Source organism: Pseudomonas sp. S5D5 (assembly GCF_003013355.1).
Classification (GTDB): Bacteria; Pseudomonadota; Gammaproteobacteria; order Pseudomonadales; family Pseudomonadaceae; genus Aquipseudomonas; species Aquipseudomonas aylmerensis.
In genome coordinates this window covers 3,086,144-3,098,564 of record NZ_PTEO01000001.1, presented here as the reverse complement: position 1 = coordinate 3,098,564, position 12,421 = coordinate 3,086,144, and the positions used below count along the sequence as shown (strand labels likewise).

Below are 12,421 nucleotides of genomic sequence, written 5' to 3'. Positions count from 1 at the left end.
GTGAGGAGCATTGTGATGAGTACTGAAGACAAACGCATACGCGAGCTGGCGCATCAGATCTGGGAATCTGAAGGCAAACCCCATGGGGAGGACGCACGTCATTGGGAGATGGCGCGCAAGCTTGCCGAAGCCGAAGCCCTGACGCCGAGCAAGCCCAAGGCCTCGGCCAAACCCAAGACCGCGCCTAAACCGCCGGCCAAGGCCAAGCCTGCACCACCGGCCGCGAGCAAGCCGGCAGCCCCGGCGGCGAAGAAGCCAGCGGCGCCGAAAAAGCCCAAGCCTTGACCCCCGCACCGTTTGCCGGCCCTGCCGGCAAACGGTGATTTTTCCACCCCGATTGTCAGCTGAATATTCGTCAGCACGGCCCCGTTCGGCCCGAAAAAAGACCCTTGCAGGAGCAACACCATGAGCAAACCCCATAAAACCCCTTCGACGCCGGGCAACGAGCCGTCGCGGATTCGTGAAGGTTTGCCCTTCCCCCTCGGCGCCACCTGGGATGGACTGGGCGTCAACTTTGCGCTGTTCTCGGCCAACGCCACCAAAGTGGAGCTGTGCCTGTTCGACGACGCCGGCGAAGTTGAGCTGGAACGCATCGAACTGCCCGAATACACCGACGAAATCTTCCACGGTTACTTGCCCGACGCCCACCCAGGGCTGATTTACGGCTACCGCGTGTACGGTGCTTATGACCCGGCCAACGGTCATCGCTTCAACCACCACAAATTGCTGATCGACCCCTATGCCAAACAGCTGGTGGGCGAACTCAAATGGTCCGAGGCACTGTTCGGCTACACCATCGGCCACCCGGACGACGACCTCAGCTTCGACGAACGCGACAGCGCGCCTTTCGTGCCCAAGTGCAAGGTCATCGACCCCGCGCACACCTGGGGCAACGACCAGCCGGTACGCGTGCCGTGGGACCGCACGATCATCTACGAAACCCATTTGCGCGGCATCAGCATGCGCCACCCTTCGGTCGGCGAATCGGTGCGCGGCACCTGCGCCGGCCTGATGGAAGATGACGTGCTCAAGCACATCCGCCAGTTGGGCATCTCGTCGGTCGAACTGTTGCCGGTACACGCCTTTGTCAACGACCAGCACCTGCTGGAAAAAGGCATGACCAACTATTGGGGCTACAACAGCATCGCGTTTTTTGCCCCCGACCCGCGCTACCTGGCCAGCGGCAAGATCGCCGAGTTCAAGGAGATGGTCGCGCACCTGCACGAGCAGAAGCTGGAAGTGATCCTCGACGTGGTCTACAACCACACCGCCGAAGGCAACGAGCGCGGCCCTACCCTGTCCATGCGTGGCATCGACAACGCCTCTTACTACCGGCTGATGCCCGATGACAAGCGCTTCTATATCAACGACTCCGGCACCGGCAACACCCTCGACCTGAGCCACCCGTGCGTGCTGCAGATGGTCACCGACTCCCTGCGCTACTGGGCCACCGAGATGCACGTCGACGGCTTCCGTTTCGACCTGGCGACCATCCTGGGCCGCTACCGCGACGGGTTTGACGAGCGCCACAGCTTCCTCGTGGCGTGCCGCCAGGACCCGGTACTGCGCCAGTTGAAAATGATCGCCGAACCCTGGGACTGTGGCCCAGGCGGTTATCAGGTGGGCAACTTCCCGCCGGGCTGGGTCGAATGGAACGACCGTTTCCGCGACACCGTACGTGCCTTCTGGAAAGGCGATGACGGCCAGTTGGCGGACTTCGCCGGGCGCATGACCGCTTCGGGCGAGATGTTCAACCATCGGGGTCGCCGCCCCTACAGCTCGGTGAACTTCATCACCGCGCATGACGGTTTCACCCTGCATGACCTGGTGTCGTACAACGACAAGCACAACGAAGCCAACGACGAGAACAACCAGGACGGCAGCAACAACAACCTGTCGTGGAACCACGGCGTCGAAGGCCCGACCGAAGATCCGGAAATCAACGCGCTGCGCCTGCGCCAGATGCGCAACTTCTTCGCCACGTTGCTGCTGGCCCAGGGCACGCCGATGATCGTCGCCGGTGATGAGTTCGCCCGCACCCAGCACGGCAACAACAACGCCTACTGCCAGGACAGCGAGATCGGCTGGGTCAACTGGGAGCTGGACGATGACGGCAAGGCGCTGCTCAAGTTTGTCAAACGCCTGATCAAGCTGCGCCTGGCCTATCCGATCCTGCGTCGTGGCCGCTTCCTGGTGGGCGACTATAACGAAGACATCGGCGTCAAGGATGTGACCTGGCTGTCGCCGGATGGCAACGAGATGACCACCGAACAGTGGGAAGACAGCCATGGCCGCTGCCTCGGCATGCTGATGGATGGTCGCGCGCAGGAAACCGGGATTCGACGTGCCGGTGCCGACGCCACCTTGTTGCTGGTGGTGAACGCGCACCACGACATGGTCAATTTCCGCCTGCCGTCGGTGCCTGAAGGTGAGTTCTGGACCTGCATGCTCGACACCAACCAGCCGGCGGTACGCGGCCAGGAACGGTTTGATTTTGATCACGAGTACGCGGTGACCGGCCGCTCGCTGCTACTGTTCGAACTGCAGCGTGACGAAGAGGTGTGACATGGCACTGCATGGATTCCTTCAGAGCTTCCAGGGTTACGCGGACACGCAAGACCTGGGCAAGGCGCTGAAGGCACTTCAGGAAGAAGGCCTCGACCAACTGCCGCTGCCTGGCAGCGGCGAGACCCTGGCGCGATTCAGTCGCCTGGCGCAGGTGGCAGGCCACGACCTGCGCTTGTGCAAGTTGTTCGAAGGTCATACCGATGCATTGGCGATCATTGCCGAACTCGACAGCCCACTGCCGCCCTTGGGCAGCACATGGGGCATGTGGGCGGCCGAACCGCCGACCGCCAGGGTCCAGGTGCGCCAGGACGGGCACCGTTTGCGCCTGGACGGGCGCAAAGCCTGGTGCTCAGGCGCGGCGGTGGTCAGCCATGGCTTGTTGACGGCCTGGGATGACCAGGGCCGTCAGCAGTTGGTGGCGGTGCAGATGGATCAACCGGGTATCACCGTCACCAACGAAGGCTGGAATGCGGTGGGCATGGCGGCCACCGGCAGTGTCGAGGTGCTGTTTGACGGGGCCCTCGGGATTGCCGTGGGCGGCCCCGGCGATTACCTCGCCCGTCCGGGTTTCTGGCAGGGCGGCGTCGGCATCGCCGCGTGCTGGTACGGCGCCGCGCAACGCCTGGCCGAGGCCCTGCGCGAACACTGCAGCAAACGTCCGGAACCGCATGCCCTCGCCCACCTCGGCGCCGTCGACAGCGCCTTGAACGGGGCCGCCTGCGTACTGCGCGCCAGCGCCGAACAGATCGACCGCGACCCCAAGGCTGACGCCCAGCAACTGGCCCAGCAGACCCGCGCGTGTATCGAGGAGGCTGTCGAGCAGGTCATGCGCCATGTTGGCCGGGCCGTGGGCGCGGGGCCGTACTGCAAGGACCCACACTTTGCCCAATTGATGACGGACCTGCCGGTGTATGTGCGCCAGAGCCATGCCGAGCGCGACCTGGCCGGCCTGGGCGAATTGGTTGCCGGCGAACCCACAGGGAGGTGGCAGTTATGAGACCCAACCCGATCGTCGGCCAGGGCACGCCGCTGCAACATTGGCAGGCCTCTAGCCTGATGGCGGAGCTGCCGCACATCAGTGTCGAAGAGCTGGTGCCCGAGGGCCATCGCGCCGTGATCATTGCCCCGCACCCGGATGATGAAGTGCTCGGCTGTGGCGGCCTGCTGCAAGGCCTGGCGGCGCTGGGCCGGCCCATGCAGCTGATTTCCGTTACCGATGGCAGTGCCAGTCACCCTGGATCCCGGCGTTGGCCGGTAGAACGCTTGAGCGTGGTGCGCCCGCAGGAATCGGCGCAGGCCCTGCACCGCCTGGGGTTACCGCTGCACAGTCTGAAATGGCTGCGCGCCGGCTTCAGCGACAGCCAGGTGGCAGCACGTGAGGACGAGCTGACTGCGTTTATCCAACGCTACCTCAAGCCGACCGACGTGGTGTTCACCACTTGGCGCGAAGACGGCCATTGCGACCATGAAGCCGTTGGCCGCGCGAGCGCCCAGGCGGCCCAGGCCGTGGGCGCCACGCTGTATGAGCTGCCAGTCTGGACCTGGCACTGGGCGTCTCCCGAAGACAGCCAAGTGCCGTGGCACCGCGCCCACAAGATTCCGCTGACCTGCGAAGCCGTGGCCCGCAAGCGCCACGCCATCCATGCATTCGCCAGCCAGTTGGAAGGCGATCCGCAGATCGGCTTGCCGCCTGTATTGGCGCCGTACGTGGTCGAGCGGCTGTTGCAACCTTTTGAAGTGGTGTTTGTATGAGCGTGGCCACGCCGTATTTCGATCAACTGTTCGCTGATAACGATGACCCCTGGGCCTTTCGCCAACGCTGGTATGAGCGCCGCAAGCGCGCGCTGACCCTGGCGATGCTGACGCGCCCACGGTATGCCTCGATCTTCGAGCCCGGTTGCGCCAACGGTGAACTCAGCGCCGAACTGGCACCGCGCTGCGATCGCCTGTTGTGTTGCGACACCGCTTCGGCCGCCGTGGCCCTGGCCCGTGGTCGCCTGCTGGGCTTTGCCCATGCCCAGGTGCAACAGAGCCGCCTGCCCGAGCAATGGCCGCAGGGACAGTTCGAACTCATCGTGCTCAGCGAGCTGTGCTACTACCTCGACGCCGATGACCTCGGCGGCCTGATCGACCGCGCCCTCACCAGCCTCGCCCCCAACGGGCAAGTCCTCGCCTGCCATTGGCGCCCGCCCATCGACGGCTGCCCGCAGACCGCCGAGCAGGTGCATGCATTGCTGCACGAACGGCTGGCGATGCCGCTGGTTGCCCGGCATCACGAACACGACTTTCTCCTCGACCTGTGGAGCCGCGACGCGACCTCGGTTGCCACGCTGGAGGGCCTGCGATGATCGGTATCCTGATCCCGGTACACAATGAAGAAGCATTGCTCGGCGAGTGCCTGGACGCGGCGCTGATCGCGGCCAGCCATCCAGGCCTGGCAGGCGAAGCGGTGCAGGTGCTGGTGGTGCTCGACAGTTGCACCGATAGCAGCGCCGCGATTGCCGAAGCCTTCCAGGTGCAGCGTCTGGAAGTGCAGGCACGCAATGTCGGCCACGTACGCGGGGTGGGTGCGCGGCATCTGCTCAACCAGGGCGCGCGCTGGATCTCGTGCACCGACGCCGACAGCCGCGTGGCCCCGGATTGGCTGGTCGCACAGTTGGCCCTGGGTACCGACGCCGTGTGCGGCACGGTCACGGTGGACGCCTGGAGCGAAGGGTTCGACCCGGCCGCGCAGATCCGCTACAACCAGGCCTACCAGGCCCGCGACGGCCACCGGCATATCCACGGCGCCAACCTGGGCATCAGCGCTGGGGCCTATGTGCGGGCCGGCGGTTTCGAACCGCTGGCCTGTCATGAAGATGTGCAACTGGTGCGCAACCTGGAGCGCTGCGGCGCCTCGATCGCCTGGAGCCACTCGCCGCAGGTGATCACCAGTGCACGCCTGGAAGCGCGGGCCCAGGGCGGCTTTGGCGATTATTTGAAGAGCCTGATGCTGGCCTCTTGAAAAAAACGCCATTACTGAATGTAAAAGCGACCAAACCTTGGCTATGCTGAGGACGCCTTGCTGGCAATCCAGGATTGGATTGCCATGCAACCACCACGACGGAGCCTGTGGTGGGTAAAAAGAGCGTCGTCCCGTCAACGGAGCACGACCCAGCATCAATTGACAAGGATCTGTCACCCATGAAGCTTGCCTCATTAGGCGACGGCCGCCGTGGCCCCGCCCAAATCTGGAACAGCGCACCGCAGCTGGCGCAAATCCCGCCGATCGCCCCTCATTCACTGGTGCCTCCTGGCGCACGCGTGGTTATCATCGCCCCCCATCCTGGCGATGAAGTGCTGGCCTGCGGCGGCTTGCTGCAACTGCTCAGCACCCTGGAACACCCGCTGCAACTGATCTCCATCACCGACGGCAGCGCCAGCCACCCCGGCTCGCACGTGTGGCCGGCCAGTCGCCTGAGCGTGGTCAGGCCCCAGGAAAGCGCCGAAGCACTGCGCCGCCTGGGCATGCCGCTGCACAGCCTCAAGTGGATTCGCGGTGGCTTTTGCGATAACGCCCTCGCCGCCCGCGAACCGCAATTGAGCCAGTTCATCGCCCGCTACCTGCACCCCGGTGACGTGGTGTTTTCCACCTGGCGCAACGACGGCAATGACGACCATGACGCCGTCGGCCGCGCCAGCGCCAAGGCTTGCAGCCTGGTAGGCGCGCACCTGTATGAAGTGCCGATCTGGGCCTGGCACTGGCCAGCCCGCGAAGGAGCGGTGATCCCCTGGCAGCGCGCGCGCAAGGTACGCCTGGATACGTGGAGCGTGGCGCGCAAACTCCACGCCGCCCACGCGTATGCCAGCCAATTGGCCGGCGACCCACAGATCGGCCTGGCGCCGATTCTCGCCCAGGTGTTGTTGGAGCGAATGCGCGAACCCTACGAGATCGTGCTGCCGCCATCCTTCTGACTCGTCTATACCTGTTATTTCTAACAGTGGCGCCCTGTCCATACACGGCTATGCTGCGACAGGACTGTGCCGCTTGAAGCGCAGTCGAGAAAGCCATGCCAACCTGTTGCATTGGCCGGTGTTTTCGAACAGGTGACCGGTATTTCCTGATCTGTATCGTGCATTTCGTTGTCATGGTCTGGCCCGCGCCTGCCGTTGCAGGTGCCGGGGCAATTATCCCCTCAATCGAGGACGGATCATGCGCACACGGACCTTTGCCTGGCTGTACCTGGTCGCCCTGGCAGCGACGCCACTGAGCTCTTACGGAGCCTGCGTCATCAATAACACCGCCGGCGACGACACCTCTGCCTGTGACAGCGGCACCGCGCCGGGCTTTACCGACACTGGCGGCAACAACACCCTGAATCTCACTGCCACCGGCCGTATCACCGGGGCGGTGACCTATGGCGCCGGCAATGACCTGGTGGATGTGGAAGGCCCGAGCGCCGGGATCGACGGGAACTTGAACCAAGGCGACGGCAGCAATATCTTCCGCCTCAACCTGGGCAGCATCACCGGCTCGGTGACCCAAGGCTCGGGCAATGATGTGGCGCAGGTCACTGGCGGCCTGGCCGGCGCGATCATCCAGGGTGAAGGCATCGACAGTTTCTCCATGAGCGGCGGCACCATTGCCTCATTGGCCCAGGGCGACGGGCGCGATCAGTTCTTCATGAGCGGTGGCACGATCACCGGCGCGTTCGAGGACGGCGACCAGGCACTGATGAGCGGCGGCACCATCGGCCGGGTGGACATGAAGCTCGATAACAACATTTTCGATATGCGCGGCGGCACGATCATCGGCAACCTGCTGACCGCCTTTGGCCAAGACACCATCCTGGTCTCGGGCACCAGCCTGATCGGCGGCAACGTCAGCACCAGTGGCGGCGCGGATATCATCACGGTGACCGGCGGCACCATCAACGGGCAGATCCTGGCCAGTGCCGGCAATGACCTGTTCAGTTGGATCGGCGGCGGGCAAATCCGCGGGCCAATCCTGATGGGCAACGATAACGACACTGCCCTCCTGCAAAACCTGACTGAAACCCAACTGTCATCCACCGCGTTGATCGATGGTGGCACGGGCACCGACACGCTGACGTTCGACAATACCCAGGCCAGCACGCCCGGGCGCTATGCCAACTGGGAACAGGTGATACTGGACAACAATGCCCGCTTCACACTGGGCGGCACTTTCGTGCTGGGCGATGTCGACACAGGCACCGGCACGATGTCGGTCAACGGCAGCAGCACGCTGCTGGTCAATACCGGAGTTATCAGTGCGTTCACCGCTGGCCAGCTGGTGAACGTGAACAACCGTGGCCTGATCGACATGACCAGCGGCAGCGCCATCGCCAGCGACACGCTGACCGTAAATGGCAACTACAACGGCAACGGCGGCGGGCTCGCGCTGCAAAGCGTGCTCGGCGCTGACGGTTCCCCCAGCGATAAACTGGTGGTCAGCCAGGGCACCCTCGGCGGCACTACCGCGATCAGCGTCAGCAACCTGGGCGGGGTCGGCGGCGCTACGCTGCAGGACGGCATCCAGGTCGTCCAGGCCATCAACGGCGCCAGCGGCAGCGGCACCGCGTTCAGCCTCGCAGGGCCGGTGTCCGCCGGGGCGTTCGACTATCGCCTGTTCAAGGGCGGCGTATCGGCCGGCACGGCAGAAAACTACTACTTGCGCTCTACCGTCCCCGTGGCGCCGGCCGATCCCGTGCTCGTGCCCGTGCCGGGCCCCGGTGAGCCGCCCCTGCCATCCAACCCCGGGCTGACCCCGATCCCGATCTACCGCCAGGAAGTGCCGATCTACGCTGCGCTGTTTCCGGCGGCCGACCAAATCGTGCGGGGCATGCTGGGCACCTATCACCAGCGCATGGGGGACCAGGACCAGCCACAACCGGTCGGTACGTTCCCGGCGGGTTGGGGACGGGTGTACGGCAGCAGCAGTCGCCAGCATTCCGCCGGGACCGTCAGCCCAACGCTGGACAGTTCGGTCACGGCTTTCCAGGTCGGCAGCGACGTCTACGCCAGCAGCAGCGACAGCGGCCAGACCCAGCGCGCCGGTTTTTTTGTCGGCCACAGCACCCTCAGGGGCAACGTCAAAGGCTTCAATGGCGGCTGGGAAGACCGCGACGCCGGCAAGACCACCTTGCGCGGTGACAGCCTGGGGGTCTATTGGACGCTGATCGGCGCCAACCAGGCTTACCTCGATCTGGTCCTGATGGGCACCCGCTTCGACGGCAACAACGCGTCGGATCGCGGGGTGAAAATGGACACCCAGGGCCACAACGTAAGCGCATCCGCCGAAGTCGGCTGGCCGTTCGCGCTGGTCAACAACTGGGTGGTCGAGCCCCAGGCCCAGGTGATCGTCGGCAAGACCTGGCTGGACAAGCAAAACGACGGCATCGCGGATGTTTCGTACGATGCTGACACCCGCATCACCACGCGCCTGGGCGTGCGGTTGCGCGGCCAGTACACGGTCAGCGGCCTGCCACTGCAGCCCTATGTGCGCGCGAACGTCTGGCACTCACGCGCCGGGACTGACACCGTCACCTTCAATGACGTCACGGATATCGACACCGAGCAGAAGTCCACCACCCTCGACCTGAGTGCCGGCGCCACGCTGGAGGTGGCCAATGGCGTGAACCTGTATGGCGAAGTCGGCTATGACCGCAACCTCGACAGCAACCTGTTCAACGGGCGCCAAGGCACGTTGGGCGTGAAGGTGGCCTTCTAGGTATGTATCGCACTGTGTACGGGACCGGCGGTGATACACAGCGTTTGATTCGACGGGTTTCCTGAAACAACCCAGATACAGCGCAGCGTTCAACTGAGCATCAGGCACACATCAAGCCGTAGGAGGCTCGCCATGCACGCTCAGTTGAACCGTCGCCCCACACGTCACCCGCTGTTCCTGGCCCTGGCCCTGTTGTCCTTCGGTGCCAGTGGCCTGGCGCAGGCCGAAATGCCCGAGCCGCCCGTGCGTGCGCCGGTTGCGAGCCCTCAGGCAGGCTTGGGTGCGCTCAAGCACATCAAGGCCGGGCAACTGGAGGTGGCCTACGCTGAAGTCGGCCCGGCCACTGGCCCGGCGGTGATCCTGCTGCACGGCTGGCCCTACGATATCGACAGCTACGCACAGGTCGCCCCGCTGCTCGCCGCCAAGGGCTATCGGGTGTTGATCCCTTATGCGCGAGGTTATGGCGGCACACGCTTTCTCTCGGACACGACCCTGCGCAACGGCGAACCGGCGGCCTTGGCCCGCGATGTGATCGACTTCATGGACGCCCTGCACATCCAGCAAGCCGTGCTCGGTGGCTATGACTGGGGCGCGCGCTCGGCGGATATCGTCTCGGCCTTGTGGCCAGAGCGGGTCAAGGCGCTGGTCTCGGTGAGCGGCTATCTGATCGGCAATCAGGCCGCCGGCCAGACCCCACTGCCGCCCAAGGCCGAGCTGCAGTGGTGGTACCAGTTCTACTTCGCCACCGAGCGCGGCGCCGCCGGCTACCAGAAAAACACGCACGATTTCGCCAAGCTGATCTGGCAACTGGCCTCGCCAAAATGGGCGTTTGACGACGCCACGTTCGCACGCAGCGCCAAAGGCCTGGACAACCCCGATCACGTCGCCATCACCGTGTTCAACTACCGCTGGCGCCTGGGCCTGGTGCAGGGCGAAACCCAATACGCCGGGCTGGAGCAGCAACTCGCCCAGGCCCCCGCCATTGGCGTGCCGACCGTCACCCTCGAAGGCGACGCCAACGGCGCCCCGCACCCGGCGCCCGAAGATTACGCCAAGCGCTTCACCGGCAAGTATGAGTTCCGCCTGGTCAAGGGTGGGATCGGCCACAATCTGCCGCAGGAAGCCCCGGAGGCATTTGCCAGGGCGGTGATCGATGCGGATCACCTGTGAGGCGCAACCTTTCACTATCGCCTTTATGACATCGCGAAGGGTGATGACCTACCGCACCTGTAATGCGCCCCCAACGGCCAGACCGTGCCGACGCCCAAGGCCATAGACTTTCGGCCCGGCACGTTGCCTGGCAGTGCTTGCGGAGAAGTGGGCCTGCGCAACTACCTTGAGCAACAGCGTCGCCGAGCATCTGGTGATGAGCGTACTGGCGCTGGTGCTCAACTACCTGCCATCAACCCCCGTGGGTGCTCAAGGGTGGCTGGAACATCGCCGAGTGCGTGGTCGTTCCTACGACGTGGAAGGCATGCATGTGGGCACCGTCACCGCCTGCCGGACGCCGTGGAAAAAGAGCTCAAGCTGACCGATCACGAAACCTTGGAAAGCCTGGCCAAGACCTGCGATATGGTGCCCCTGAACGGTCCGCTGCACCCGGAAACCGAGCACATGACCAACGCCGAGTCGCTCAAGCACTTCCAGTGCCGCGCTTACTTGATCAACACCGCACTCGGCAACTCATAGCGCCGCAGTCCGGTTCACCTGTGCCTTGAAGCGCTGACGAAAACGCGACAATTGATAGGCAATCCCCAGCCAGATAAACCACGCGGGCATCACGCACAGCGCCAGGCGCGTGTCCGGGCGCAGCGCCAACAGGCAAAGCACGAACCCCAGGAACCCCAGGGAAAACCATGCCATCGGTACACCACCGGGCATCTTGTAAGTGGATTTGGCATGCAGGTCCGGGCGTTTTTTGCGGTAAGCGATGTAGGACGCGAGGATAGTCGACCAGGTAAAAATCACCAGGATCGCCGACACCGTCGACACAATCGTGAAGGCCGTCATCACCTCCGGCACCACAAACAGCAGCACCAGGCCGAGCAGCATCAACACGGTGCTGAAGGCCAGGCTGATAAACGGCACGCTGTGCGTCGACAGTCGCCGAAAGATGCCCGGTGCATCGCCCAGGTCGGCCAGGCCGAAGAGCATGCGGCTGGCGGAAAACACCCCGCTGTTGGCCGACGACGCCGCCGAAGTCAGCACCACGAAATTCACGATGCCTGCGGCCGCGGGGAAACCGGCCACCAGGAACAGTTCCACAAACGGGCTTTTGCTCGGCGATACCTGCTGCCAGGACGTCACTGCAATGATGCACGCCAAAGCCAGCACGTAGAACAGGATGATGCGCAACGGAATCGAGTTGATCGCCTTCGGCAAGGTCTTCTCCGGCGCACGGGTTTCGGCGGCTGCGGTGCCGATCAACTCGGTGCCGGCAAAGGAAAAGATCGCCATCTGGAAGCCGGCGAAAAAGCCGAACAGCCCATTCGGAAACGCTGCCTGTCGATCCAGCAAGTGGCCCAGGGAGGCTGTCACACCGGTGGGCGAGACAAACGCACTGGCAATCATCACCACGCTGACGCTGATCAGCGTGACCACGGCGATGATCTTGATGATCGCGAACCAGAACTCCACTTCGCCAAACAGCTTGACCGTCAGCACGTTCAGCGCGAACAGCGTCAGCAGCATGCCCACGGCCGGCATCCAGGCGGGCACGTCCGGGAACCAGTACTGGAAAAATCCGCCGACCACCACCGCATCCCCGACCACCGCCACGCTCCAGCTCAGCCAGTACGACCAGCCCAGGAAGAACGCCGCACGCGGGCCCAGGTACGCGCCGGCAAAGTCGGCGAAGCTCTTGAAGTTGAGGTTCGACAGCAGCAGCTCACCCATGGCGCGCATTACGAAATACACGAACAGCCCGATGATCATGTAGATCAGGATGATCGAGGTGCCGGACAGCGCGATGATCTTGCCGGAGCCCATGAAGAGGCCGGTGCCGATCGCACCGCCCATCGCCATCAGCTGGATATGGCGGTTGCTCAGGGTGCGTTGCAACGCAGGCTTTTCGTCCAGCCCGGGCGTGGTTGTTTTCATCACAAAACCTCTTGTTATGTTTTT

Annotated in this window: 12 protein-coding genes; 11 read left to right on the top strand and 1 reads right to left on the bottom strand. The window is 64.0% G+C overall.

Annotated features, from left to right (window positions below):
* Positions 1–15: 15 nt before the first annotated feature.
* The 11 genes from C9990_RS14460 to C9990_RS32550 all read left to right on the top strand — a co-directional run bounded on the left by C9990_RS14460 (position 16) and on the right by C9990_RS32550 (position 10,987).
* Positions 16–285 carry a DUF2934 domain-containing protein gene (locus C9990_RS14460; RefSeq protein ID WP_065908120.1) on the top strand — a complete coding sequence of 90 codons (270 nt, stop codon included), beginning with the start codon at positions 16–18 and terminating at the stop codon, positions 283–285.
* A 120-nt stretch (positions 286–405) separates the two neighbouring features.
* Positions 406–2,565 (top strand): glycogen debranching protein GlgX, encoded by a 2,160-nt coding sequence (glgX, locus tag C9990_RS14455; RefSeq protein ID WP_065908119.1) that lies wholly within the window; start codon positions 406–408, stop codon positions 2,563–2,565.
* A gap of 1 nt (position 2,566) precedes the next feature.
* Positions 2,567–3,565 carry an acyl-CoA dehydrogenase family protein gene (locus C9990_RS14450; protein ID WP_106803704.1) on the top strand — a complete coding sequence of 333 codons (999 nt, stop codon included), beginning with the start codon at positions 2,567–2,569 and terminating at the stop codon, positions 3,563–3,565.
* Complete coding sequence (locus C9990_RS14445; RefSeq protein ID WP_065908115.1) at positions 3,562–4,320, top strand: PIG-L deacetylase family protein; 759 nt, start codon at positions 3,562–3,564, stop codon at positions 4,318–4,320. The genes C9990_RS14450 and C9990_RS14445 overlap by 4 nt, the downstream gene beginning before the upstream one ends.
* Positions 4,317–4,916 carry an SAM-dependent methyltransferase gene (locus C9990_RS14440; protein WP_106803703.1) on the top strand — a complete coding sequence of 200 codons (600 nt, stop codon included), beginning with the start codon at positions 4,317–4,319 and terminating at the stop codon, positions 4,914–4,916. The genes C9990_RS14445 and C9990_RS14440 overlap by 4 nt, the downstream gene beginning before the upstream one ends.
* Positions 4,913–5,572 (top strand): glycosyltransferase family 2 protein, encoded by a 660-nt coding sequence (locus C9990_RS14435; RefSeq protein WP_106803702.1) that lies wholly within the window; start codon positions 4,913–4,915, stop codon positions 5,570–5,572. Before C9990_RS14440 ends, C9990_RS14435 begins: the two co-directional genes overlap by 4 nt.
* A gap of 179 nt (positions 5,573–5,751) precedes the next feature.
* A complete protein-coding gene (locus C9990_RS14430; RefSeq protein ID WP_065908112.1) occupies positions 5,752–6,522 on the top strand; it encodes a PIG-L deacetylase family protein in 771 nt (256 codons plus the stop codon).
* A 238-nt stretch (positions 6,523–6,760) separates the two neighbouring features.
* Entirely contained in the window at positions 6,761–9,298 is a 2,538-nt protein-coding gene (locus C9990_RS14425) for an autotransporter outer membrane beta-barrel domain-containing protein (protein WP_106803701.1), read from the top strand.
* A 132-nt stretch (positions 9,299–9,430) separates the two neighbouring features.
* Complete coding sequence (locus tag C9990_RS14420; RefSeq protein WP_106803700.1) at positions 9,431–10,468, top strand: alpha/beta fold hydrolase; 1,038 nt, start codon at positions 9,431–9,433, stop codon at positions 10,466–10,468.
* A gap of 166 nt (positions 10,469–10,634) precedes the next feature.
* Positions 10,635–10,829, top strand: a complete 195-nt coding sequence (locus C9990_RS32555; protein WP_205571646.1) for a hypothetical protein — start codon at positions 10,635–10,637, stop codon at positions 10,827–10,829.
* Complete coding sequence (locus C9990_RS32550) at positions 10,808–10,987, top strand: NAD(P)-dependent oxidoreductase (protein ID WP_218277275.1); 180 nt, start codon at positions 10,808–10,810, stop codon at positions 10,985–10,987. Before C9990_RS32555 ends, C9990_RS32550 begins: the two co-directional genes overlap by 22 nt.
* Here C9990_RS32550 and C9990_RS14410 read toward each other — a convergent pair.
* Positions 10,982–12,397, bottom strand: coding sequence for an amino acid permease (locus C9990_RS14410; protein WP_106803699.1), 1,416 nt, complete (start codon positions 12,395–12,397; stop codon positions 10,982–10,984). The genes C9990_RS32550 and C9990_RS14410 overlap by 6 nt on opposite strands.
* Positions 12,398–12,421 lie beyond the last annotated feature (24 nt).

Bases quoted from the DNA above. Each gene is read 5' to 3' on its own strand.
- C9990_RS14460 (WP_065908120.1), top strand. From the start codon at position 16: ATGAGTACTGAAGACAAACGCATACGCGAGCTGGCGCATCAGATCTGG.
- glgX (WP_065908119.1), top strand. From the start codon at position 406: ATGAGCAAACCCCATAAAACCCCTTCGACGCCGGGCAACGAGCCGTCG.
- C9990_RS14450 (WP_106803704.1), top strand. From the start codon at position 2,567: ATGGCACTGCATGGATTCCTTCAGAGCTTCCAGGGTTACGCGGACACG.
- C9990_RS14445 (WP_065908115.1), top strand. From the start codon at position 3,562: ATGAGACCCAACCCGATCGTCGGCCAGGGCACGCCGCTGCAACATTGG.
- C9990_RS14440 (WP_106803703.1), top strand. From the start codon at position 4,317: ATGAGCGTGGCCACGCCGTATTTCGATCAACTGTTCGCTGATAACGAT.
- C9990_RS14435 (WP_106803702.1), top strand. From the start codon at position 4,913: ATGATCGGTATCCTGATCCCGGTACACAATGAAGAAGCATTGCTCGGC.
- C9990_RS14430 (WP_065908112.1), top strand. From the start codon at position 5,752: ATGAAGCTTGCCTCATTAGGCGACGGCCGCCGTGGCCCCGCCCAAATC.
- C9990_RS14425 (WP_106803701.1), top strand. From the start codon at position 6,761: ATGCGCACACGGACCTTTGCCTGGCTGTACCTGGTCGCCCTGGCAGCG.
- C9990_RS14420 (WP_106803700.1), top strand. From the start codon at position 9,431: ATGCACGCTCAGTTGAACCGTCGCCCCACACGTCACCCGCTGTTCCTG.
- C9990_RS14410 (WP_106803699.1), bottom strand. From the start codon at position 12,397: ATGAAAACAACCACGCCCGGGCTGGACGAAAAGCCTGCGTTGCAACGC.